We start from the raw sequence: 23,662 nt of genomic DNA, 5'->3' as shown, positions 1-23,662 counted from the left end.
ACGTGGCCGCCGTGGACCTGTGGAAAATAAACGGGAAGCAATGCATTGTCAAACCGTCCCGGCAGCGTTTACCAAGAATCAAACGAAACGCTTGACCGCGCGGCTTGCGAAGGGGAAAACGCGCCCTCACATGGGGTAGAATGGACGTTTGTGCGTTGCCCGCTCATATATATATCAGTACAAAAGGTAGAACATGCTGGATAACCTGACCCAACGTCTCGCCAAAGTCGTCAAGACGATGCGCGGCGAGGCCCGCCTGACCGAGGCCAATACCGCCGAGATGCTGCGCGAAGTGCGCCTGGCCCTGCTCGAGGCCGACGTGGCGCTGCCGGCCGTGCGCGAATTCATCGCCAAAGTGAAGGAAAAGGCGCTGGGCGAGGAAGTCATCGGCTCGCTGTCGCCGGGCCAGGCCCTCGTCGGCGTCGTGCAAAAGGAACTGGGCGCGCTGATGGGCGCCGACCTCGGCCCGGACGCGTCGCAACTGTCGTTCGCGCAGCAGCCGCCGGCCGTGATCCTGATGGCCGGCCTGCAGGGTGTCGGCAAGACGACCACCACCGGCAAGCTCGCCAAATACCTGAAGGAAGAGAAGAAGAAAAAGGTCCTGACCGTCTCCGCCGACGTGTACCGCCCCGCCGCAATCGCGCAGCTGGAATCGGTGACGAAGCAGGTCGGCGCCGACTTCTTCCCGTCCACGGCCAGCGACAAGCCGGTCGACATCGCGAAGAACGCGATCGACTGGGCGAAGAAGCACTACCACGACGTCGTCATCATCGACACCGCGGGCCGTCTCGCGATCGACGAAGCGATGATGCAGGAGATCGCCGCCGTGCACGCGGCCGTGAATCCGATCGAGACGCTGTTCGTCGTCGACGCCATGGTCGGCCAGGACGCGATCAACACGGCGAAAGCGTTCAACGAGGCGCTGCCGCTGACGGGCGTGATCCTCACCAAGCTCGATGGCGATTCGCGCGGCGGCGCCGCGCTGTCCGTGCGCCACGTGACGGGCAAGCCGATCAAGTTCGCCGGCGTGTCGGAAAAGCTGGACGGCCTGGAAGCCTTCGATCCGGCCCGCATGGCCAACCGCGTGCTGGGCATGGGCGACATCCTCGCCCTCGTCGAGGAAGCGCGCAAGGGCGTGGACATGAAGGCCGCGGCCGACATGGCCAACAAGATCAAATCGGGCGGCAAGTTCGACATGAACGACTTCCGTGCCCAGCTCGCGCAGATGAAGAAGATGGGCGGCATGGCCGGCCTGCTCGACAAGCTGCCGGCCCAGTTCCAGCAGGCCGCCAACGGCGCCAACATGGATCAAGCGGAGAAGCAGGTGCGCCGGATGTGCGGCATCATCGATTCGATGACGCCGGCCGAACGCGCCAAGCCGGAACTGATCAAGGCCAACCGCAAGCGCCGCATCGCGGCCGGCGCGGGCGTGCAGGTGCAGGAAGTGAACCGCATGCTGACCCAGTACGAGCAGATGAACACGATGATGAAGAAGCTCAAGGGCGGCGGCCTGATGAAGATGATGCGTGGTATGAAGGGCATGATGCCTGGCATGCGTTGATCCCTGCCCGCTTCCACGAAAGCCGTGCCCGACGCCCCGTCCGCACGGCTTTTTTGCGTTTGGGACGCCCGTTTTCCCCCTCCAGGGAGCCCCGGGTAACACAAGCGGTCGATTTAGGCCTTGTAAGAGTGAAAAAATTTCGAAAAAGACTTGCACGAACACTAAAACCCTACCAATATAAGCCGGGTGCGCTCACGCGCAAATTTCCATGTGTTCCGTTTAGGAGGCTCGAAGATGGCAACAGCCAAAAAAACCACCGCAGCACCCGCCAAGAAAACCGCTGCCAAGCCTGCCGCGGCGGCGAAGCCCGCAGCGAAAAAGGCAGCAGCTCCTGCCAAAGCAGCAGCACCGAAAGCAACCGCAGCAGCAAAGAAGCCGGCAGCGGCCCGCAAGCCGAACGCCGCTTTCATGAAAGAGATGACCCCGTCGGCAACGCTGGCCGCCGTCGTCGGCGCGAAACCGCTGCCGCGTACGGAAGTGACGAAGAAAGTCTGGGACTACATCAAGGCACAAAACCTGCAGGACGCGGCCAACCGTCGCATGATCAACGCCGACGACAAGCTGAAAGCCGTCTTCGGTGGCAAGGCGCAGGTGTCGATGTTCGAAATGACGAAGCTGATCTCGGATCACCTCAAATAAGAACACCTCGCTGGCCGTCCCACCGGCCCCGATACAGAAAGCCCCGGCGAGCCGGGGCTTTTTGTTTTCGACTCGCCAGCGTCGATTGTGGGCACGGGGTGCCCACCCTACGATCTTCTCCCGTTGCCCTCCACGGCCCTGCCCTGACGTAGGGTGGGCAACCCTTGCCCACCAAACGCATGCATCACGCCACAAACGGCTTGAGCATCAGATGCACGCCAAGCGCCAGCAGCCCGACGAAGAAGCAGCGCCGGAACGTCTGCGGCCGGATGCGCCCCCGTATCCACTGCCCGCACATCATGCCGATCATCGCAGGCACCAGCGCCGCCAGCGACATCCCGGCCGCCCCCGCCGGATACTCGCCCGCCAGCAGCAGCGACGCGCCGAGCGCCACCGTCGACACCGTGAAGCACAGCCCCAGCGCCTGCACGAGCGCGTCGCGTTCCAGGCGCAGCCCCTGCAGATAAGGCACGGCCGGGATCACGAAGACGCCCGTCGCCGCCGTGACGAGCCCCGTGACCAGGCCCACGAGCGGGCTCGCGCCGCGCTCCGCACCGGCCGGCACGTGCAGCACGAACGACGCCAGCCCGGCCGCCGCATACAGCAGCAGCGCCCCGCCCAGCGCAGCCGCGGCGTCGGCGCCGCCGGCACCCGGCAGCAGAACGCCGCCGCCGACCGTGCCGACGACGATCGCGACCAGCATCGGCCACAAACGGCGCACGAGCGACCCGAACGCGGGTCCGGCCAGCAGTTGCCAGACGTTCGTCACAAGCGAAGGCACGACGAGCAGCGCGGCGGCCTCGCGCGGCGCCATCACGATGCCGAGCAGGCCCACCGCCACCGTCGGCAGTCCGAGGCCGACAACACCCTTGACAAGTCCTGCCAGCACGAACACGGCGAAAATCAGCACGAGGTCATGCGGACCGTGCGCGAACGAGATAGTATCCATGTGGAGATTCTGCCCTGGACAGGGGCGCTCGCCAATGCGGAATTTCCGCAGCCAGCCTTCGGCACAGCCGAAATCACGGAGGAATGATGCGATTCGATCTGGTGGACCTGCAGCTGTTCCTGCACGTCGTGGACGCGGGCAGCATCACGGGCGGCGCGGCCAGGGCGCACCTGGCGCTGGCGTCCAGCAGCGAGCGTATCCAGCACATGGAAGCGGCGCTGGGCGTGCCGCTGCTCGTGCGCGGCCGGCGCGGCGTGCAGCCGACGGCGGCGGGCCTCGCGCTGCAGCGCCACGCGCGCCTCGTGTTCCAGCAACTGGCGCGCCTGCGCGCCGAGCTGGGCGAGCACGCGGCGGGGCTGAAGGGCCAGGTGCGGCTGCTGTGCAATACGGCGGCGCTGTCCGAATACCTGCCAGAGGCGCTGGCGGGCTTCATGGGGCGCCACCCGGACGTCGACATCGACCTGGAAGAGCGCCTGTCCAGCGACATCGCGCGCGCCGTGCGCGAAGGCGGCGCGGACCTCGGCATCGTCGCCGACACGGTGGACCTGACCGGCCTGGAGACCTTCCCGTTCTGCACCGACCGTCTGGTGGCCGTCGCTCAGCCGGGGCTGGCGCGCACGCTCGTCACGCAGGACGGCCAGGCGGTGGCGTTCGCGCGCCTCGTGGACTTCGACCACATCGCGCTGACGGGCGACAGCGCGCTGTTCCGTTATCTGAGCCAGCAGGCCGAACGCGCCGGTCGCACCTTGCGCGCGCGCGTGCGCCTGCGCAGCTTCGACGCGGTATGCCGCATGGTGGAGAGCGGGGTCGGGATCGGGATCGTGTCGGAACCGGCCGCGCGGCGCTGCGCGCGCACGATGGACATCGCGGTGCTGGACCTGGCCGACGCGTGGGCGGTGCGCCAGCTCACGCTGTGCATGCGCAGCTTCGATGGGTTGCCGCGGCATGCGCAGCAATTAGTCGAAGAAATCCGTGCGTGATGGTGGGCGGAGGCCGCCCACCCTACGTTTGTTTATGCAGTACCGGGTGGGGCCCCGTGCCCACCAAACGTTTATTCATGCCGTAGGGTGGGCACCCCGTGCCCACCGAACGCCTCACCAATCAGCGGCTCGAGATCATCACGTCCTGCTTGAATTCCCAGTTCTTCCACGCCGCCAGCACCGCATTCGGATACTCCGGCTTGCCGCGGCTGCCGTTGTAGCGGCCCAGCGCGAGATACAGGTTGCCGCCTTCCATGTCGATGTACATGCGCAGGATCGAGCAGCCGTAGCGCAGGTTGGTCTGCATGTCGAACAGCGCGCGGCGGTTCGAATCGCCGATCACCTTCGTCCAGAACGGCATCACCTGCATGTAGCCGCGCGCGCCGACCATCGACACGGCGTACTTGCGATACGCCGACTCGACCTGGATCAGTCCGAGCACGAGCCCCGGATCGAGCCCCGCGCGCGTCGCTTCGTACCACGCGGACTCGAGGAATTCCGTGCGCGTCTGGTCGTCCGGCAGGCGGCGCTTGAGGCGCGCCGACATCGCGTCGAACCACTGCTGATAACGCACGCGCGCAACCTCGTCGCGGAAGACCGGCTTCGGCGGACGGCCGTCGCGGATCGCGTGTTCGAGCGCCAGACGCACGGCGTCGCCCAGCAGCTCTTCCTTCTGGTTGCCGGCCTGCGCCGCGCCGCTGCTCAACAACGCAGCGGCGAGCAAGACCGGGCCGAGCCGGGCTGCTGCCCGGGCAATCAACCGTCGTGCCATTACTTACCCAGTTTGCCTTTGATGAAGCCGACCATGTCCGCGGCGGGAACCGCGGTCGCCTCGGCATCGCGGCGGCCCTGGTATTCCAGGTTGCCTTCCTTGAGGCCCCGCTCGCCGATGACGACGCGGTGCGGCACGCCCACCAGTTCCCAGTCGGCGAACATGGCGCCCGGACGCAGGCCGCGGTCGTCGACGATGACGTCGACACCGGCCGCCTGCAGCTCGGCGTACAGGCGATCCGTTTCGGCCTTCACCAGGTCGCTGCGGTCGTAGCCCATCGGGCACAGCACCAGCTCGAACGGCGCGATGGCGTCCGGCCAGACGATGCCCTTGTCGTCGAAATTCTGCTCGATGGCGGCGCCCAGGATGCGGGTCACGCCGATGCCGTAGCAGCCCATCTGCATCGGGGCCGGCTGGCCCTTTTCGTCCAGGTAGACGCAGTTCATCGCGGCGGAATATGCGGTGCCGAGCTGGAACACGTGGCCCACTTCGATGCCGCGCTCGATGGCGAGCACGCCTTTGCCGTCCGGCGACGCGTCGCCTTCGACCACGTTGCGCAGGTCGGCGACGACCGGTTCCGCGACGTCGCGGCCCCAGTTGGCGCCCGTAAGGTGATACTCGGCCTCGTTGGCGCCGCACACGAAATCGGCCATGTTGGCGACGGTGCGGTCGGCCACGATGTTGACCGGCTGCTTCGTATTGATCGGGCCGAGGTAGCCCGGCACGGTGCCGTAGGCGTCCTGGATCTCGGCTTCGCTGGCGAAGCGGAAGTCCTTCAGGCCCGGCACTTTCGAGACCTTGACTTCGTTCAGCTCATGGTCGCCGCGCAGCAGCAGCAGCCAGTTTTCCTTGACCTGGCGGCCGTTGTCGTCCTTCTCGACGGTCAGCGCGATCGACTTGACGGTCTGCGCCAGGTCAATGCCGAGCAGCTTGGCGACCTGCTCGCACTTCGTCATGTTCGGCGTCGACACCTTGGTCAGAGGCTGCGTGGCCGCGCCGCGCTGGGCGACCAGCGGCAGCGCCTCGGCCGCTTCCATGTTGGCGGCGTAGTCCGATTGCGGGCAGTAGACCAATGCGTCCTCGCCGGTGCTGGCGATCACGTGGAACTCGTGCGAGCCCGTGCCGCCGATGGCGCCGTTGTCGGCGGCCACCGCGCGGAACTTCAGGCCGAAGCGGTTGAAGATGCGGACGTAGGCATCGAACATCGTCTCGTACGACTTCTGCATGCCTTCGACGTCGCGGTCGAACGAGTACGCGTCCTTCATCGTGAACTCGCGGCCGCGCATCAGGCCGAAGCGGGGACGGCGCTCGTCGCGGAACTTCGTCTGGATGTGATAGAAGTTCAGCGGCAGCTGGCGGTACGACTTCACTTCCGTGCGCACGACGTCCGTGATCACCTCTTCCGACGTCGGCTGCAGCGCGAAGTCGCGGCCGTGGCGGTCCTTGAGGCGCAGCAGTTCCGGCCCCATCTTGTCCCAGCGGCCCGTCTCTTGCCACAGCTCGGCCGGTTGCACCATCGGCATCAGCAGTTCCATCGCGCCTGCGTTGTTCATCTCTTCGCGGATGATGCCCTCGACCTTGCGGATGACGCGCAGGCCCAGCGGCATGTACGTATAGATGCCGGAGCCGAGTCGCTTGATCATCCCGGCGCGCATCATCAATTTATGGCTGACGATCTCGGCGTCGGAGGGCGCTTCTTTGAGCGTTGAGATAAAAAATCGTGAGGCACGCATATCGGTGAATTCTTTTTAAAAAGAGAGGGTTATAATCGACCTAATTTTAAAGGATTAGCTGGCTGATGCATCCAATCTTTATACAAATGGATCCAAAACAAGTGGTGCAGACTGTTGTTCCTATGCAGGTAAACGACTTCAGCACCTGAGGAGCCTTGCGGGTTCAGCAAGTCTCCGGGGATTTGTAAGTAAAAACTAAGAGGAATCGGCCGGCAGAAAGTTTCGAGGTGAATTATGCTCGATCGTGAAGGGTTCCGCCCCAACGTCGGCATCATCCTGCTGAACGCCAACAACGAAGTGTGGTGGGGCAAGCGGGTGCGTGAGCATTCTTGGCAATTTCCGCAAGGGGGTATCAAATACGGCGAGACGCCGGAACAGGCGATGTACCGCGAGCTCGAGGAAGAAATCGGCCTGCGCCAGGAACACGTCAAGATCGTGGGCCGCACCCGCGACTGGCTGCGCTACGAGGTGCCCGATCACTTCATCAAGCGCGAAGTGCGTGGTCACTATCGCGGACAGAAGCAGATCTGGTTCCTGTTGCGCATGGTCGCACGCGACAACGACGTCAACCTGCGCCTGACCGACCACCCCGAGTTCGACGCCTGGCGCTGGCACGACTATTGGGTCCCGCTGGACGTCGTCATCGAGTTCAAGCGCGACGTGTACCAGCGCGCGTTGCAGGAACTATCGCGTTTCATCACGTGGCCCGCGAACGGCGACCGTCGGCACAGTTCGCGCTACCTGCGCCAGCCGCACGACCGGCGCGGCAGCGGTGGCAATGGCGGCAATGGCAATGGCGGCGGCAAGGCCGCGTCCACCGGTGCCAACGCCAACGCCAGCAGCAAGGCGGTGGCGGCTGCCAGCAAGGCCATCGCCGACGCAGCGGGCAGTTCCAAGGCGGTGTTGGCGCAGCAAGGAGCCACGCGCAAGGAATGATGCGCAAGTAGCGCAGAAGCAACAAAATAAAGGCAAAGCAGCCGTGCGAGCGGTTGTCTTTGCCTTTTTGCTTTTTTGGAATGTCTTTTTTGAAAAGTTGCGCTGTAGAATTGTCAGTATGATCACGATCAACAGCGCCCTGCGCCGTTCCCGCCTCGTCCGCGCCACCGCCCTGCTGCTGTGCCTGTCGGGCCTCGCCCGCGCCGAGGACGACGTCAAGCGGTGCACCTATGTCGACGTGGGCGGCCTGCCGATCCGCTACGTGGGCGAAAGCCTCATGCCCGCCGTCGAGGGCACCATCGACGGCATCCCGGCCATCATGCTCGTCGACACGGGCGCGTTCGAGACCTCGCTGACGAGGAACGGTGCGACGCGACGCGACCTGGGCCTGTTCCCGACCGGGCACTGGGTCGAGGGAATCGGCGGCCGGTCGCGCCTCTACACGGCCAGGCTGAAGGATTTTTCCATCGGTCCGATCCACAGCGGCCACCGCACGGAGCTGACCGTCATCGGCAGCATGACGTTCACCCCATCCTTCGACGCCATCCTCGGCGCGCCCTTCCTGCTGCAGATGGACCTGGAACTCGACCTGCGTGCCCGCCGCATGAAGTTCTACCGTCCGCACGACTGCGACAAGACGCCGCTGCTGCTGTGGAAGGAAGACACCGTCGTGCTGCCGTTCGAACGCAGCGGCGACCAGAGTCCGAACCCGCACTTCACGGTCGTCGTCAACGGCCGCGAGCTGGACGCCGTGATCGCCTCGGGCGCGCGCCGCAGCTTCATGATGCTGGACGCAGCGAAGCGCGCGGGCATCGACGTCAAGGGCGCGGGCGCCATCCGCATCGGCAATGCCGGCGGCGTGGGTTCCGACAGCGCGCCGTACTGGGTCGTCCCCGTCAAGAGCGTCAAGCTCGGCGACGAAACCATCGCCAACGTCGAGCTGGGCGTGATCGACTCGCAGGGCTCGCACGGCGCCGATGTGTACCTGGGCCAGGACTTTCTGCGCGCCCACCGCGTGCTGTTCGCGATGAGCCAGGAAAAACTGTACGTCGCCTACCTGGGCGGCGACGTGTTCACGCGCGGCACCGGACTGGAACCGTGGATGCGCCAGGAGGCCGACGAAGGCAATGCGGACGCCCAGTACGCGCTGGCCACGATGTACGTCAACGGCCGTGGCGTCGCGCGCGACCCGGCCGAGGCGAAGACGTGGCTGGACAAGGCGGCGGCCGGCGGCCAGCCGAATGCGACGCTGCTCGTTGCGCGCCAACAGATGCTGGCCGGGCACCTGGACACGGCGATCCCGCAACTCAGGCGCGCGCTCGACGAGCTGCCGGCCGACCGCGTGGGCCCATTATGGCTGTACGTCGCGCGCGTGCGCCACGGCGAGGCCGACCTCGCGAAGACGGAACTGGAAGCCGCGCTGAAACGGCAGAAGAACGACGACTGGCCGGCCCCGATCGCCGACTTCTACCTCGGCAAGGCCAATGCGGCGCAGCTCCTGGAAGAAGCCGGGCAGGACGCGAAGCTCGCGCACGCGCGCACGTGCATGGCCGATGCCTATATGGCGGAACTGCACGACGCGCGCGGCGAAACGGCCGAGGCCATCGCGCTGAAGGCGACCTTGCGCGCAAGCTGTGCGGCGCCTGCACCGGCGGCCCCGGCGGCGCCGAAGCCCCCGGCCGAGCCGCTGCCGACCGGGGGCGCGGCGCCGTGATGGCCGTGCACGGGACGCCGGCACGGCGGCCTGAAACGAGACCCGCGCCGCCGCCCCATGACACCGCACGGCCCGACAGATTCATCCAACGCACACCCATGAACACGACTCTCCGTATCGCCCCGCTGCTGTTCTGCCTGATCTCCGGCCTCGCGCACGCCGCCGGCGACGCCTCGCAATGCACCTACACGGAACTGGGCAGCCTGCCCCTGCGCTACGTGGGCGAAAGCCTCGTCCCGGCCGTCGACGGCACCATCAACGGCATGCCGGCCGCGATGCTCGTCGATACGGGCAGCTCCGAGACCTCGCTGACCATGAACGGCGCGACGCGGCGCGACCTGCCCCTGCACCTCACCGGCACCTGGATCGAGGGTATCGGCGGCGCCGCGCTTCTCTACAGGACCCGGGCGAAGGAATTCTCGATCGGCCCGATGCACAACAACTCCCGGACCGAGCTGACCGTGATCGGCAGCATGTCGCACACGCCGGCCTTCGACGCGATCCTCGGCGCGCCCGTCCTGCTGCAGACGGACCTGGAGTTCGACCTGCGCGCGAAGCGGATGACGTTCTTCAAGTCGCGCGACTGCGACAAGACGCAGCTGCTGCTGTGGAAGGAACCCACGATCGTGCTGCCGTTCGAGCGCACCGACGATCCGAGTCCGAATCCGCACTTCACCATCGTGGTCAACGGCAAGGAGATGGACGCCATCATCGACTCCGGCGCGCACCGCACCGTCATCACGCTGGACGCGGCCAAGCGGGCCGGCATCGACGTCAACGGGCCGGGCGCGGTCCGTCTCGGCGACGCTGGCGGTGTCGGCAAGGACCGCGCGCCGCTCTGGGTCGCGCCCGTCAAGACCGTGCGATTCGGCGATGAAGCCATTGGCAACGTCGAAATCGGCGTCATCGACCCGCAGGGCGCGCGTGACTTCGACGTGCTGCTGGGCCAGGACTTCCTGCGCGCGCACCGCGTGCTGTTCGCGATGAGCCAGAGGAACCTGTACATCGCCTACCTGGGCGGCGATGTGTTCACGCGCGGCACGGGCCTGGAACCGTGGATGCGCGCGGAAGCGGACGCCGGCAGCGGCGACGCCCAGTATGCGCTGGCCAATATCTACGAGAACGGCTGGGGCGTGAAAGCGGACACGAAGCAGGCCGAGGCCTGGCTGGACAAGGCCGCGGCCGCCGGTCAGCCGAACGCGGTGCTGGAGGTCGGCCGCCGGGACATGCTGGACGGGCACCCGGACAAGGCGATCCCGCAACTGCGGCGCGCGCTGGACCAGTTGCCGGCCCATCGCTACGGCCCGTTGTGGTTGTACGTCGCCCGCGTGCGCAACGGCGAGTCCGCGCTGGCGCAGACGGAACTGGTTGCCGCGCTGAAGCGCCAGAAGGAGGATGACTGGCCCAGGCCGATCGCCGATTTCTACCTCGGCAGGATCGATGCCGCGCGTCTGCTGAAAGAGGCGGGCAAGGACGCGGCGTTCGCGCGCGACCGCACGTGCACGGCCCAGGCGTTCATGACGGAATGGCATGAGGCCCGCGGCGAGACGCTCGACGCCGGCGCGCTGCGCACGGCCCTGCACGCGAATTGCGCATCGGACCTGTGACGCGGCCCGCCGGCGGAATGGGCGGCGGCGCGCTACAATGGCGCCCTTCCACCAGTGTTTCCGACGGTCCCGCCATGTTCACCCCCTCCTCCCACGACGTCCGCCGCTTCTTCTGCGAGGCCTACCGCAAGCGCCGCGCCGGCGAGATCCTGACCCCGATGGATGCCATCGCGGCCGACTGGATCGAGCAGCATCCCGAATACCACGACGCGCTGGCGGACGCCGAAGAAGCCGTGGCGCGCGACTATGCCGTCGAGGGCGGCCAGCCGAATCCGTTCCTGCACCTGTCGATGCATCTGTCGATCACGGAACAGGTGTCGATCGACCAGCCGCGCGGCATCCGCGCCGCGTTCGAGCTGCTCGCCGCGCGCGTCGGCGAGCACGAGGCGCACCACGAGATGATGGAATGCCTGGGCGAGATGATCTGGTCGGCACAGCGCCACGGCACGCAGCCGGACACGGACGCGTACGTCGCGTGCGTGCGCAGGCGCGTGCGCTGAGCGGACCTCCGCACGAAAAAAATCCCTCGTCCCGGACGTGCCGGCGCGAGGGATTTTTCATGGGCGCGCCCCGTTCAGCGTTTCGTGACGAGCGGTCCGGGCAGGCTTTCCAGGTAGGCGGCGATGTCCGCCATGTCGCGATCGGACAGCGGCTGGGCCATGCCGGCCATGATCGCGTTGTTGCGGCCGTTGGCTGCCTTGTTGCCGCGCTTGTACGCGGTCAGCGCGTGCACGAGGTAGTCGCCGTGCTGGCCGGCCAGCTTGGGATAGCTCGGGTCGATCGGCGTCTTGAAGTCGGCGCCGTGGCACGACGCGCAGTTGTATTTTTTCGCCAGTGCGGCGCCGTTGGCGGCATCGCCCGATGCGAGGGCCTGGCCGGACAAGGCGAGGGTTGCGGCGCCCAGGGACAGCGCGACGATCAGTTTGTTCATGGCGCGCTCCTTACTTGGACGGGGTCTGTTGCGAGTAGTACGCGGCGATGTCGGCGATGTCCTGGTCGGACAGGCTGGCCGCGATGCCGTGCATGGACGGGTGGTTGCGGTCGCCCTTCTTGTACGCCTGCAGCGCGGCTTCGATGTACTTGGCCGACTGTCCGCCGATCTTCGGTACGCGATAGACTTCGGGGAAGCTGCCCTTGTATTCGGGGATGCCGTGGCAGCCGATACACATCTCGATCTTGTTGGGTGCTGCCTTCGGATTGCCGACGATGTCGGCCGCGCCGGCCGTGCCGGCCATCGAGGCGCCGGCGGCAAGCACGAGTAAAGCGGTTGAAATTTTCATGGATGACCTATCGTTGGGTTGAATCGATAGGGCGCCTTGCGACCCGTGCGGCGGCAGCAGGTTTTCGAGACCCCCGGTACTGCGACTGCAAAACACTTGGCATTTATATTACGAGCCGGCCGATTCTATCCGAAGAATATGGTCGAGTCCATTGGGCACCGCAGCATGGGCGGCCTTCGCGCCCCCGCGTTCTGTCATATACTCATTGGCATTTCCCTACGACCGGTCCAGGCCCATGCACGCACCCCGACGCTTCGAAGGCAGCGATAACTATGTCGCCACCGACGACCTGAAACTGGCGGTCAACGCCGCCCTCACCCTCGCCCGCCCGCTGCTCATCAAGGGCGAACCCGGCACCGGCAAGACGATGCTCGCCGAGGAAGTGGCGGCCGCCCTGAACATGCCGCTGCTGCAGTGGCACATCAAGTCCACGACGAAGGCCCAGCAGGGCCTGTACGAATACGACGCCGTCTCGCGCCTGCGCGATTCGCAGCTGGGCGACGAGCGCGTGCGCGACATCCACAACTACATCGTCAAGGGCGTGCTGTGGCAGGCGTTCACGGCACCGGAGCCCGTCGTCCTCCTGATCGACGAGATCGACAAGGCCGACATCGAATTCCCCAACGACCTGCTGCGCGAGCTGGATCGCATGGAGTTCTACGTGTACGAGACGCGCGAGATGGTCGTCGCGAAGCACCGCCCGCTCGTCATCATCACGTCGAACAACGAGAAGGACCTGCCGGACGCCTTCCTGCGCCGCTGCTTCTTCCACTACATTAAATTCCCCGACCGCGACACGATGGCGGACATCGTGCAGGTCCACTATCCGACCTTGAAGGCCGACCTGCTGTCCGCCGCGCTGCAAAGCTTCTACGAACTGCGCGACGTGCCGGGCCTGAAGAAAAAGCCGTCGACGTCGGAATTCCTCGACTGGCTGAAGTTGCTGCTTGCCGAAGACATTCCGCCCGAGATCCTGCGCAGCCAGGACGGCAAGGCGATCGTGCCGCCGCTGGCCGGCGCCCTGCTGAAGAACGAGCAGGACGTGAGCCTGTTCGAACGCCTCGTGGCGATGGCGAGGCACAACCGATGATCCACGTCGATCCCGTCACCCTCGAATTCAACGGCGTGCGCCTCGAGCCGCTCGGCCTGCACCACGTGGAGGGCCTGCGCGCGGCGGCCGGCGACGGCGAGCTGTGGAACCTGCGCGTCACGTCCGTCCCGGCACCGCACGAGACGGAAACCTATGTCCGCACGGCGCTGGAGATGACCAATCGCCTCGCGTTCGCCGTCGTCGACGCCTCGACCGACACCGTGATCGGCACCACCAGCTACCACGACATCATGCCCGCCATCGACCGCGTGGAGATCGGCTACACGTGGTACGCGAAGAGCCGCCAGAAAAGCCACGTCAATACGAGCTGCAAACTCCTGCTGCTGTCGCACGCGTTCGACACCTTGGGCGGCGCCGTCGTCGGGCTGCGCACCGATAACTTCAACTACGCGTCGCAGGCCGCCATCGAGCGCCTGGGTGCGAAGAAGGATGGCGTGATCCGCCACCACGCGCCGCGCCGCGACGGGACCGTGCGCGACACGGTCATGTACAGCATCGTGCGCGGCGAGTGGATTGAAATCAAGTCGCACCTGCACTACCGCCTGGCGCGCCACGCAAAGTAACGAGGCGCGCATGCTGATCGACTTCTTCTTCACCCTGCGCGACGCGAAAGTCCCCGTCTCGATCAAGGAATTCCTCACGCTGCTGGAAGCGCTGCAGAAGCAGGTGATCGCGCCGTCGCTCGACGAGTTCTACTATCTCGCGCGCCTCACCCTGGTGAAGGACGAAGCCCATTTCGACAAGTTCGACCGCGCGTTCGGCGCCTTCTTCAAGGGCATCGAGACGGTGTTCGACGCCAAGGCCGACATTCCGCTGGATTGGCTGATCAAGCGGCTGGGGCGCGAGCTGACGCCGGAACAGAAAGCAGAGCTGCAGAAGCTCGGCTACGACAAGCTGATGTCTCGTCTGCAGGAACTGTTGAAGGAGCAGAAGGAGCGCCACGAAGGCGGCAACAAGTGGATCGGCACGGGCGGCACGTCCCCGTTCGGCAATGGCGGCACCAACCCTCAAGGCATCCGCATCGGCAAGGAAGAGAAAATGCGGGGAGGCAACCGCAGTGCAGTAAAAGTGTGGGACCAGCGCACCTACCGCGACTACGATGGCGAGCGCGAACTGGGCATCCGCAACATCAAGGTGGCGCTGCGCCGCCTGCGCCGCTTCGCGCGCCAGGGCGCGCCCGACGAGCTGGCGCTGGACGAGACGATCCGCTCAACCGCCAACAACGCGGGCTGGCTCGACATCAAGATGCAGCCGGAGCGGCGCAACCGCATCAAGGTGCTGATGCTGTTGGACGTGGGCGGCACGATGGACGACCACATCGAGCGCGCGGAGGAGCTGTTCTCGGCGGCGAAGGCCGAGTTCAAGCACATGGAGTTCTACTATTTTCACAACTGCGTCTACGACCACCTGTGGAAGAACAACCGCCGCCGCCACGCCGAGCGCTTCCCCACGTGGGACGTGCTGCGCACGTACCCGCCCGACACCCGGCTGATCTTCGTCGGCGACGCCACCATGAGCCCATACGAGATCCTCGCGCCGGGCGGCTCCGTCGAATACGCGAACGACGAAGCAGGCGCGGAATGGCTTGCGCGCTTCTGCCATGCGTTCCCCAAGTTCGCGTGGCTGAATCCGGAGCCCGAGCATTTGTGGCAGTACCGGCAGTCGATCACCGTCATCCGCCAGATCATGGGCAACCGCATGTTCCCCGTGACGATCGACGGACTGGAACGGGCGATGCGGCTGCTCAGCAAATAGATATTGAGTTTGCCCCGCGTTGTCGATCCGGCGGCATGTCGTTCGTCGTAGCATCAGAGGGACGTCCTCTGCCACTCACGCCAAGGAAACCATCATGTCCACGAATACCGTCGAGCTGCACCGCGTTTTGAAATCCACCGCCGACCGCGTCTACCGCGCCTTCCTCACGCCCGCCGCCGTCGCCAAATGGCTGCCGCCGCACGGCTTCACCTGCACCGTGCACGAGCAGGACAGCCGCGTCGGCGGGCGCTACAAGATGTCGTTCACGAATTTCACGACGGGCGGTGGCCACTCGTTCGGCGGCGAATACCTGGCCCTGGAACCGGGTGCGCGCCTCGTCTACACGGCCGAATTCGACGATCCGAACCTGCCCGGCCGCATGCAGACGACCGTGCAGCTGCGCGATGTGTTCTGCGGCGTCGAAATCAAGGTCAAGCAGGAAGGGATTCCCGCCGCGATTCCCGTCGAGATGTGCTACCTCGGCTGGCAGGAATCGCTGCAGCTTCTCGCGCAACTCGTCGAGCCCGAGATCAAGGAATGAGGCCTCAACCGTGCACGGCCCGCGCGTCTGGCGGCGCTTCGGCGCGGTCGTGCATGCCGTAGTCGCGCACGACGGCGGCCACGCGCAGGCGGTAGCCGCGGAAGATGCCGGCGCGGCCCGCCGTTTGCATCGCGCGGTGCGAAGGCAACGTGCGCCAGCGCTTGACGGCCTCCTCGTCGCGCCAGAACGACAGCGACAGGATCTTCTTCGGCTGCGCGAGCGACGCGAACCGCTCGATGGAGACGAAGCCGTCGATCGCTTCCAGCTCGGCGCGCAGCGCGGCGGCCGCGTCGAGATAGTCCTGGCGCCGCGCGGGGTCGGGCTCGACCTCGAAGATCACGGCCATCATGGCAACGTACCTTCCACCGGTTCCGTGAACGTGCGCTCCTCGCGCAGGATGAAGCGCTGCTCGCGCGCGAAAGCGAAGTTCGCGCGCGCCTCGCCGTCTTCCTTCAGGCGCTGCCGGTAGGCTTCGTACGCGGCCAGGCTGTCGAAGCCGACGAGGCCCCACGCCTCGTAATTCGTGCCCTCGTGCGGCAGGAAGTAGCCGAGCAGGCGGCCGCCGAGGCGCGGGATGATGCGGCCCCAGTTCTCGGCATACTGGCGGAAGGCGTCGCGCTGGACGGGGTCGATCTCGTAGCGGATGAAGCAGGTGATGGGCATGATGGCTCCTCGTGTCGTTGAAATGCCATCGTAGCGGCTGGCCCCGGCCCGATGCTTCGGCTAAGATCGAACAATGAAAGACGGACCGAACATCGCCAACATCGCCGCCCTGATCGGCGACCAGGCCCGCGCCGAGGTGCTGAACGTGCTGATGAGCGGCATGGCACTGACGGCGACCGAACTGGCCGACGCCGCCGGCGTCACGCGCCAGACCATCAGCACGCACCTGGCCAAGCTGCGCGAAGCGGGGCTGCTGGCCGTGGAGGCGCAGGGCCGGCACCGCTATTTCCGCATCGCCGACGCCGACGTCGCCCAGCTGCTGGAGTCCATGATGGGCGTCGCGTTCGGCACGGGCGCCGTGCGCGTGCGCAGCAGTCCGCGCGAGCCGGCGCTGCGCAAGGCGCGCGTCTGCTACGACCACCTCGCGGGCGAACTCGGCGTGCTTGTCTACGAAGGCCTCGCCCGCCGCGGCGCGTTCGCGCTGGATGCGGGCGGCGTCGCGCTCACGGATGCGGGGCGCGCGCTCGTCGCGCAGGTCGGCATCGATCCGCTGCCGAGTGCCGCCCGGCGCCCGCTGTGCCGCCATTGCCTGGACTGGAGCGAGCGCCGTCACCACCTGGCCGGCGCCCTCGGGACGGCATTGCTGGAGCGCTTCCAGCAACTGGGCTGGGCGCGCCGCGTGCCCGATTCGCGCGTGCTCGCGTTCAGCGCGGACGGCGAAGCGGCACTCAGGGCCTGGCTGGGCTGATTCAGGCTGCCGGGGACGGCCTGCCCTGCCCCAGGATGCGCGCCAGCAGCGGACGCCGCGCGGGCGCCGGCAGCGCGCGGTCGACGAGGCCCGCCCACTTGACGCTCAGTTGCTCGCACGTGGCCCGCAGCACGGGATCGGCATCGGGCAGGCGCGCCAGCGCATTCAAATGGCGTTCGATCACCGAGGCCAGCTTCACGCACGGGCCGTCGCCGCTCGCGCGGTCGCACGCGTCCGCATTGTTCACGGCATTGCTTACCGTATATTGCGACATCAGGTGCAGCAACGCCGCCACCAGCAATTCGTGGCGCGGGGTGCGCCGCGCGGCGGGCGTGTTCAGTTCGTCCAGCAGATCATCGTCCATACGACCTCCTCGCAAATTATTGAGAATGATTCTCATTTGCGATTATGGATCCGGCCGCGAACGAACGCAAGTGGAATCCACTATTGACGCACGAGGGCCATGAACCCAGCCGCAACCAGCACCATGCCGCCGGCCGAGCCATCGATCATCCGGCGCCGCCTGCCGCTGAGCCGGCGCCGCCCCACCCGGCCGAGGCTCAGGCTTACCGCGGCGTACACGACCGCGCACCAGAACATGAAGGCCGCCGACAGGACGACCGCCTGCAGCGTGGCATTGCTCCCGCGCCTGTCCATGAACTGGGGCAGGATGGCGACGTAGACCATCATCCCTTTCGGATTGAGCAGGGACGTGAGGAAACCCTTGTAGAGCTGGTTCGTGACCTGCCCTTGCGAAACGACGAGTTCGCCGGAGCGCAGCGCCGCCCGGATCAGCTTCGACGCGAGGTAGACCAGGTACGCGATCCCCACCCAGCGGATCACCTCGAACAGGACGGGCGACGCCGCCACGACGGCAGCGAGGCCGAGCGCAACGAGAAAGGAATGGACGCAATAGCCGAGCAGCACGCCGGTCGTGGCGCGCAGGCCGGCCGGCGTCCCGCCGGACATCGCTTGCGAAGCGATGAAGAGGATGTCCGGGCCGGGCGTGCACACCAGCGGCAGCACGGTGGCGGAAAACAGCAGGAGCGTATGCGTATTCATGCCGGACAGCGTAACGCGGTACCAGAAAAATGTGCTGCCTAACTCTTGGCAAAGAAAGGCCAGATGAGGCAACATCTCCCGTATGGATGATTACGATCGGAAGATTCTTGCGGAACTTCAAAAGGACGGGCGACTTTCTCTCACCGACCTGGGAGAACGCATCGGCCTGAGCCTGTCTCCCTGCCATCGACGCGTGCGCGCGTTGGAAGACGCGGGGATCATTGCCGACTACCGGGCGACCATCGATCCGGCGGCCGTCGGCCTCAATTTCGCGGCCATCGTGTTCGTCAGCCTGAAGGCAACTGACCGGGACAGCGTGCGCACCTTCGAGGAATCGGTGCCGAGTGTGCCCGAAATCATCCAGGCGCAGCGCCTGTTCGGCGATCCGGACTACATCCTGAACATCGTCACCACGGATGTCGCCGCGTTCCAGAAGCTGTACGACGACAGCCTGTCGACGTTACCGAACGTCCTGCGCTTGAGATCGACCCTCGTGATGAAAAGCATCGTCCACAGCCGGCCGCTGCCGTTTTGATCACAGGGCACCTGGCCGAATGGTGCGAGCATACTGCCCGTCACCTCAGCCGCCCGCAGGATTCATTGCTTTCGCTGCAATATTAGTCACACCACCGGGCCGGCGATACGCCAGGTGTTGCGGCCAGCCGCCTTGGCCTGATACAGCGCCAGGTCGGCCGCCTTGTACAGCGTGTCGACGTTGCCCTCGCCGGTAAATTTTGCGCCGCCGATGCTGACGCCGACACGCATCTCGACCGCGCCGTACTGGATGGGACGCGCCATGCTGCCGACGATACGCTGGCAGATCTGGCCACTGATGGCGGCGTCGCTGCCCGGCGCCAGCAGCACCGCGAATTCGTCGCCGCCCAGGCGCGCCACGCGGTCCGCCTCGCGCACCGCGTGGCGCAACCGCTCGGCCGCCTCGACCAACAGCGCGTCGCCGGCGTCGTGGCCGAGGGTGTCGTTGACGTGCTTGAAGTGATCCAGGTCGATCAGCAACAGCGTGAACGGCACGCCGTCGCGCTGGACCTGGGCGGCCATGCGCCGGATCTCGTCGGCGAACAGCCTGCGGTTGGGTAGCCCGGTAAGCGCATCGCCGTAGGCCATGGTTTCCAGGCGCGCCTGAGTGGCGCGCAGTTCAGAGGTGCGTTCCGCCACCATGGCTTCCAGTTCGCGCTGGCGTCGGCGCAGCAGCGAGGTCCGCGCCTGCATCAGGCCGGCAAACAGCGCCGCCAAGGCCAACGCCGCCAGCGCGGGCACCCACCCCTGCTGGTACCACATGGGCAGGGCACGCACCGGCACGTCGAGCTGGACCGGCGCGCCGCCGTCGGGTTCGCTGCTGCGCAGCTGCAGCGTGTAGTCGCCCGGCGGAAGGTTGTTGTAACTGACCCGGCGCAAGACGTGGTCGGCGTCTATCCAGTCGCGATCGAAGCCGGCCAGACGGTAACTGTAGCGCTTGCTGCCGGGAGCGGCGAAATCGAGCGCGGTGTATTCCAGCGAGAAGCCGCGTTCGCGGTCGTCCGGGGCGATCGTCAGGATCGCCGACGCCTTCGCGCCCAGGTTGAAGGGGGCTGCGGGCAGCTTGCGCTCACCCAGCACGATGCGGGTGACGGCGACCGGCGCGTTGTCGTGGCGCTGACGCAGGCTCCCCGGCCGCACGACGGTGAGGCCGGTCGGAGCCCCAAACAGGATATCGCCGTTGGCCGCCAGCGCCCCCGAGTCTCCCCAATAAGTCGGGATGTGCACGCCCTCGGCCTCGCCCAACTTGCGCACCGCCAGCGTGGCCGGGTCGATGCGCGCCAGGCCATTGTCGGTGCTGAGCCAAATGGCCCCGTCGCGGCCGGACACCATCTTGTTGACGCCGCTGTCGGGTAGTCCCTCGGCCATGCCGATGCGGCGGAACCAGCGGCGCCCGGCCCTGTCGGTGCGTTCGAGCACGGCGACGCCGTTGCCATACGTCGCGAGCCACAGCCTGTCCTGGCGATCCAGCGCGAGCGAGGAGACGAAGCCGGGGGGCACGCGGGTGGCGTCGGCGGCGTCGGTGGGCAACAGTTCGACCGGCCCGCCTGCCGGCAGGCGGGCCAGGCCGGCGCGCGTGCCTAGCCATGCCGAGCCATCGGGCAGCGGCAGGATCTGCGCCACGCGCGCGTCGCCCAGTGACGCTTCTTCGTGGCGCAGCACCGTGAGGTCGCCACCGCGACCCAGCGACAGTCGCCACACACCGTCGAGGCCGCCCACCCACAGAACGCCGTCGCGGTAGCCGAGCGCCCAGACCGCGGCGGTAGCGGGACGCGTAGGCACGGCGACACGTCGCACATGACGACCGTCGTCGTCGCTGCGGAATAGCCCTTGCTGAGTGCCGATGAAGACACTGTTGCCGGGACCGTTCAGCAGCGCCAGCACCCGGCCTCCGGGTAGACCGCCGCCGGTGGCATCGGCCCGTGGATGGATTACGCCGACCTCGCCGCGCAACGGATCGATGACGCGGATGACACCGCCGACCGTGCCCATCCACACCCGCCCGTCGGGCCGCACCAGCAGCTGGTGTGCGTTCATTTTCGCACCGTCGGGACCGATGGTGCGGATCGTAAGGAATCCTTGCGGGACCACGTCGTGTACGCTCATGGCCTGTATCGTAGCGACGAATATCTGCCCGCCCCGCGCGCGGAACAATGCCTGCACCTCATCATCGTACAAGCTGTCGGTGACGTCGGCTCGGTGGAGGATGCGACGGGTCCGTCCATGCGCCAGATCGAGCTCCAGGATGCCGCCGCCTTCGATCCCGAACCATAGGATGCCTGGCGACTTCTCGACCATGGCGAAGATTCGCCCAACCTGCAGGGCCAGACTGCCATCGCGCGCCACCACCCGATGCGGGTGCGCGTCCGCGTCGAGCGAGAACGCGCCCCTGTCGCGGGTACCGACCCAGATGTGCCCGGCGCTGTCCTGGCGCAGCAAAATGACGGCGGGTTCCGACTGGCCCGGCGCGGCCAGCGGCACCACCTTCAGCGGCGAGCGGTCGTTGGCACGGTGGTACAGGCCACCCCGGGTGCCGATCCACAGCCCCCCCGCCGCATCGCGCAGCAGCGCGTCGACGCCGCCCTGCGGCAGCGAGGCGGCGGCGACCTGCGGGGCGCCGCTGGCGGCGGCGTACACACGGCCGTCGGCGCCTATACGTTCCAGCCCTCCTCCCGTGCCAACCCAGATGCCGCCATCGCCATCCTCGGCCAGCGCCGACACGCGCGCGTTGCTCAATCCTTGGGGACCGGTGCCTATCGTGACGAACGCATCGCGCCCGGGATCGTAACGGGCCAACCCGCCGGCGCTGGTGCCGACCCACAGACGCCCCTCACGGTCCACCAACATGGCCTGGATATAACCGTTGGGCAGGAAACCGGGCTTATTGGCGTCTGCCCTGTAGCGGCGCGCGCGCACGCCGTCCCAGCGCACCAGCCCGGTCTGGGTACCCATCCAGATAAATCCGGCGTGGTCTTGAGCGAAGGCGGTGCCGAAGGCGAAGGCTGTATCGGCCTGGTGACGGAACGAGGGATAGGCCATGTCAGTCCAAGGCTCTTGCGCGTCCGCAGCCCGGCTAGCCGGAGCGAACAGCACCAGTGCCGTCAGCACGATGACGGCCAAGACAACGCTGATATGACGATAAAGCAATGCAACAGGCAACATTAATTTCCTTTAAGAACCATAAGTATACCGTAATGATTTGCTTTCCCTGAGTGCTGATACCCCAGGATCGGCGGGCGTGGCCGGAAGGGGCATGAATGGGAACCTCGAAAAACCTCGGCGGTTGCATGATGCCGCTTCCGAAACATTGCTGACGACGTGGCGCTGGCGGCCAGATCATCGACGCGAGCATCGTCCAGGTACCCAAGCAGTCCCTGAACAAGGAAGAAAAGTCCATCGTCGAGGACAACGCCATGCCGGCCGACCGGTCGCCGTCAAAACGGAGCCAAAAGGACATCGAGGCGCGCTGGACCAGGAAGCATGGCAGTCCTGTTTCGGCTACGAGCTGTCGGCCAATACGGACAAGCGCTACAAGCTGATCCGCAAGCTCAGGGGCAGCACGGCGAGCGAGCACGACACCAATCATGCCGAGGATGTGCCGGATGTCGCCAATGCCAGCCTTGCCCGGCTGGCCGAGATGGGTGGCAAGGCGTTGCGCGGCATCGGTTTGGCGCGCGACCTTGCATTTGAACCGGAAGGCGGCGGCCTGCAACCTCAGGCGGCTGCGCCACCTGAGGGAGGCGCGGATCGAGGCGTTCTGACGCCCGAGGTGCGCCCAATGGGCCGACGCAGGCCATTGGGCGGCGCAACAGCCCCATGGTTTGCCGATCTTTGGCCCCAAAAAGTACGACCACGCTCAATTCTTCAGCCCGGCCGCGCAAAACCTCCAGTTATTCGAGGTGCCCAAGAAAGCGACAAGCGAAAATCAGAGGCGTGTTTCACGCGCCGCGCGCAGGAATTCATCGAGCACTGGCGTACAGTCGAGAAGGTCGCCGCCCTTGGCGCGGTGGAATTCCGGATGCCATTGCAGGCCCATCACGAACGGCGCGCGCTGGTAGCGGATGGCCTCGACGATGCCGTCGGGCTCCGACATCGCTTCCACGTGGATGTCGCGCCCGAGGTCCTTGACGGCTTGGTGGTGGATCGAGTTCACGACGGCGCGCTCGTGCCTGGGGAACATCTTGCGCAATGACGAGCCCTGCGGGAACACGATGGCGTGGCGGTGCGCATCGTACAGGTCGTGCACGTGCGGCTGGGCGCCGGGCACGTCCGTGGCCACGTCCTGGTGGAGGGTGCCGCCGAACGCGACGTTGATCAGCTGGCAGCCGCGGCAGATGCCCAGCACGGGCTTGCCGGCGTCGACGAATTCGTGCAGCAGTTCCAGCTCGTACACGTCGCGCGCGCGGTCGCCGCTCCACTCCGGCCGCGTGGGCTCCTCGGAATACGTCATCGGCGACACGTCCGCCCCGCCCTGCAGCACGAGGCCGTCCAGGTGGCGCGCATAATGACGCATCGTGATGTTGCTGGGGTGGAGCAGCCCGTTCGTGTTGACGGTCGGCACCATGAACACGAGCACGTCGCGCGACATCACCCATTGCGCGATCGATTCCTCGAGATATTGCAGGTTCTTGCTGCGTAAGCCCAGTGCGCCCGGTTCCGGGTGAAAGATGCGGGCAGACACGCCGATGCGCAGCGTGCGCCGCATGAAGTCGCGATTGAATTTATCGCTCAGGGCGCGCCAGCGCGAACGCAGCACGCGGCCGGCCAGGCTCAGCGGGGTGTCGTCCGTGCGCAGGTAGCGCGACGCGCGGCTCCCAGTACGACGGTCAGGCACGCGCGGCGAACCCGACGGGCCGTCCTGCAGCGGGTCGGGTTCGCTTGGCTTGTCAGCGTGCTTGTCATTGTCCTGAGCCATGATCTCAATATATCCTTGCGCCGGTCGCGCACGATTCGGATTTGTAAAAAATATCGTTTTAGTAATGAACACCAGGATGCCGGGATGCCGCCGACTGAGCAATCCACGCAACGAGTGCTTGCAAACTTGCGCTTGGCAGGCAAGAATACTGTATTTCCATAC

At 66.2% G+C, this 23,662-nt stretch carries 24 protein-coding genes; 13 read left to right on the top strand and 11 right to left on the bottom strand.

What is annotated here, in order from left to right; translation table 11 throughout:
- The first annotated feature begins 193 nt into the window (after positions 1–193).
- Positions 194–1,561, top strand: coding sequence for a signal recognition particle protein (gene ffh / locus HAV22_RS24850; RefSeq protein WP_166862878.1), 1,368 nt, complete (start codon positions 194–196; stop codon positions 1,559–1,561).
- Between the two features lie 234 nt (positions 1,562–1,795).
- Positions 1,796–2,200, top strand: a complete 405-nt coding sequence (locus HAV22_RS24845; protein ID WP_166862876.1) for an SWIB/MDM2 domain-containing protein — start codon at positions 1,796–1,798, stop codon at positions 2,198–2,200.
- Positions 2,201–2,384: 184 nt separating this feature from the next.
- Here the strand turns inward: HAV22_RS24845 and HAV22_RS24840 are convergent, their stop codons facing one another.
- Positions 2,385–3,149, bottom strand: coding sequence for a sulfite exporter TauE/SafE family protein (locus HAV22_RS24840; protein WP_208296361.1), 765 nt, complete (start codon positions 3,147–3,149; stop codon positions 2,385–2,387).
- Positions 3,150–3,235: 86 nt separating this feature from the next.
- Here HAV22_RS24840 and HAV22_RS24835 point away from each other — a divergent pair, with 86 nt between their 5' ends.
- A complete protein-coding gene (locus tag HAV22_RS24835; protein ID WP_166862928.1) occupies positions 3,236–4,129 on the top strand; it encodes a LysR substrate-binding domain-containing protein in 894 nt (297 codons plus the stop codon).
- Positions 4,130–4,250: 121 nt separating this feature from the next.
- Here the strand turns inward: HAV22_RS24835 and HAV22_RS24830 are convergent, their stop codons facing one another.
- Both HAV22_RS24830 and HAV22_RS24825 read right to left on the bottom strand, forming a co-directional pair.
- Positions 4,251–4,901, bottom strand: a complete 651-nt coding sequence (locus HAV22_RS24830; RefSeq protein WP_166862874.1) for a lytic transglycosylase domain-containing protein — start codon at positions 4,899–4,901, stop codon at positions 4,251–4,253.
- Positions 4,901–6,634, bottom strand: coding sequence for a proline--tRNA ligase (locus tag HAV22_RS24825; protein WP_166862872.1), 1,734 nt, complete (start codon positions 6,632–6,634; stop codon positions 4,901–4,903). Before HAV22_RS24825 ends, HAV22_RS24830 begins: the two co-directional genes overlap by 1 nt.
- Before the next feature lie 234 nt (positions 6,635–6,868).
- On the opposite strand from HAV22_RS24825, the gene HAV22_RS24820 reads away from it, so the two are divergent.
- The 4 genes from HAV22_RS24820 (at position 6,869) to HAV22_RS24805 (ending at position 11,391) form a co-directional block, all read left to right on the top strand.
- Positions 6,869–7,570 (top strand): RNA pyrophosphohydrolase, encoded by a 702-nt coding sequence (locus tag HAV22_RS24820; protein WP_229421404.1) that lies wholly within the window; start codon positions 6,869–6,871, stop codon positions 7,568–7,570.
- Between the two features lie 118 nt (positions 7,571–7,688).
- Complete coding sequence (locus HAV22_RS24815) at positions 7,689–9,284, top strand: aspartyl protease family protein (RefSeq protein WP_166862870.1); 1,596 nt, start codon at positions 7,689–7,691, stop codon at positions 9,282–9,284.
- 98 nt (positions 9,285–9,382) lie between these two features.
- The gene (locus HAV22_RS24810) at positions 9,383–10,891 is read left to right on the top strand and encodes a retroviral-like aspartic protease family protein (protein ID WP_166862868.1); all 1,509 of its coding nucleotides are present in this window, start codon (positions 9,383–9,385) and stop codon (positions 10,889–10,891) included.
- A gap of 74 nt (positions 10,892–10,965) precedes the next feature.
- Positions 10,966–11,391 (top strand): DUF1841 family protein, encoded by a 426-nt coding sequence (locus HAV22_RS24805; protein ID WP_166862866.1) that lies wholly within the window; start codon positions 10,966–10,968, stop codon positions 11,389–11,391.
- A 74-nt stretch (positions 11,392–11,465) separates the two neighbouring features.
- Here the strand turns inward: HAV22_RS24805 and HAV22_RS24800 are convergent, their stop codons facing one another.
- On the bottom strand, positions 11,466–11,822 hold the full coding sequence (locus HAV22_RS24800) for a c-type cytochrome (RefSeq protein WP_166862864.1): 357 nt from the start codon (positions 11,820–11,822) through the stop codon (positions 11,466–11,468).
- 10 nt (positions 11,823–11,832) lie between these two features.
- Positions 11,833–12,171, bottom strand: coding sequence for a c-type cytochrome (locus tag HAV22_RS24795; protein WP_166862862.1), 339 nt, complete (start codon positions 12,169–12,171; stop codon positions 11,833–11,835).
- 235 nt (positions 12,172–12,406) lie between these two features.
- On the opposite strand from HAV22_RS24795, the gene HAV22_RS24790 reads away from it, so the two are divergent.
- The 4 genes from HAV22_RS24790 (at position 12,407) to HAV22_RS24775 (ending at position 15,578) form a co-directional block, all read left to right on the top strand.
- Positions 12,407–13,261 (top strand): AAA family ATPase, encoded by an 855-nt coding sequence (locus HAV22_RS24790; protein WP_166862860.1) that lies wholly within the window; start codon positions 12,407–12,409, stop codon positions 13,259–13,261.
- Positions 13,258–13,845, top strand: a complete 588-nt coding sequence (locus HAV22_RS24785) for a GNAT family N-acetyltransferase (RefSeq protein ID WP_166862857.1) — start codon at positions 13,258–13,260, stop codon at positions 13,843–13,845. Before HAV22_RS24790 ends, HAV22_RS24785 begins: the two co-directional genes overlap by 4 nt.
- A gap of 10 nt (positions 13,846–13,855) precedes the next feature.
- Complete coding sequence (locus tag HAV22_RS24780) at positions 13,856–15,037, top strand: vWA domain-containing protein (RefSeq protein ID WP_166862855.1); 1,182 nt, start codon at positions 13,856–13,858, stop codon at positions 15,035–15,037.
- A 94-nt stretch (positions 15,038–15,131) separates the two neighbouring features.
- Positions 15,132–15,578: an SRPBCC family protein gene (locus HAV22_RS24775; protein ID WP_166862853.1), complete on the top strand. Its 447-nt coding sequence runs from the start codon at positions 15,132–15,134 to the stop codon at positions 15,576–15,578.
- A gap of 4 nt (positions 15,579–15,582) precedes the next feature.
- On the opposite strand, the gene HAV22_RS24770 is transcribed toward HAV22_RS24775, so the two are convergent.
- Together HAV22_RS24770 and HAV22_RS24765 are read right to left on the bottom strand one after the other, a co-directional pair.
- A complete protein-coding gene (locus HAV22_RS24770; RefSeq protein WP_166862851.1) occupies positions 15,583–15,927 on the bottom strand; it encodes an antibiotic biosynthesis monooxygenase family protein in 345 nt (114 codons plus the stop codon).
- The gene (locus HAV22_RS24765; RefSeq protein ID WP_166862849.1) at positions 15,924–16,241 is read right to left on the bottom strand and encodes an NIPSNAP family protein; all 318 of its coding nucleotides are present in this window, start codon (positions 16,239–16,241) and stop codon (positions 15,924–15,926) included. The genes HAV22_RS24770 and HAV22_RS24765 overlap by 4 nt, the downstream gene beginning before the upstream one ends.
- 73 nt (positions 16,242–16,314) lie before the next feature.
- On the opposite strand from HAV22_RS24765, the gene HAV22_RS24760 reads away from it, so the two are divergent.
- Positions 16,315–16,989, top strand: a complete 675-nt coding sequence (locus HAV22_RS24760; RefSeq protein WP_166862847.1) for an ArsR/SmtB family transcription factor — start codon at positions 16,315–16,317, stop codon at positions 16,987–16,989.
- A 1-nt stretch (position 16,990) separates the two neighbouring features.
- Here HAV22_RS24760 and HAV22_RS24755 read toward each other — a convergent pair whose 3' ends face one another.
- The gene (locus HAV22_RS24755) at positions 16,991–17,353 is read right to left on the bottom strand and encodes a hypothetical protein (RefSeq protein ID WP_166862845.1); all 363 of its coding nucleotides are present in this window, start codon (positions 17,351–17,353) and stop codon (positions 16,991–16,993) included.
- An 80-nt stretch (positions 17,354–17,433) separates the two neighbouring features.
- Positions 17,434–18,051, bottom strand: coding sequence for a LysE family translocator (locus HAV22_RS24750; RefSeq protein ID WP_166862843.1), 618 nt, complete (start codon positions 18,049–18,051; stop codon positions 17,434–17,436).
- Positions 18,052–18,133: 82 nt separating this feature from the next.
- Between HAV22_RS24750 and HAV22_RS24745 the strand changes: the two genes are divergently transcribed.
- A complete protein-coding gene (locus HAV22_RS24745; RefSeq protein ID WP_166862841.1) occupies positions 18,134–18,586 on the top strand; it encodes an Lrp/AsnC family transcriptional regulator in 453 nt (150 codons plus the stop codon).
- Positions 18,587–18,672: 86 nt separating this feature from the next.
- Here the strand turns inward: HAV22_RS24745 and HAV22_RS24740 are convergent, their stop codons facing one another.
- The gene (locus HAV22_RS24740) at positions 18,673–21,747 is read right to left on the bottom strand and encodes a ligand-binding sensor domain-containing diguanylate cyclase (protein WP_166862839.1); all 3,075 of its coding nucleotides are present in this window, start codon (positions 21,745–21,747) and stop codon (positions 18,673–18,675) included.
- A gap of 763 nt (positions 21,748–22,510) precedes the next feature.
- On the bottom strand, positions 22,511–23,500 hold the full coding sequence (locus tag HAV22_RS24735) for a gamma-glutamyl-gamma-aminobutyrate hydrolase family protein (protein WP_166862828.1): 990 nt from the start codon (positions 23,498–23,500) through the stop codon (positions 22,511–22,513).
- Between the last annotated feature and the right edge of the window lie 162 nt (positions 23,501–23,662).

Source organism: Telluria antibiotica (assembly GCF_011682055.1).
Taxonomy (GTDB): Bacteria; Pseudomonadota; Gammaproteobacteria; order Burkholderiales; family Burkholderiaceae_D; genus Telluria; species Telluria antibiotica.
The sequence above is the reverse complement of the archived record's forward strand: the minus strand, read 5'-3'. Positions and strand labels throughout refer to the sequence as shown.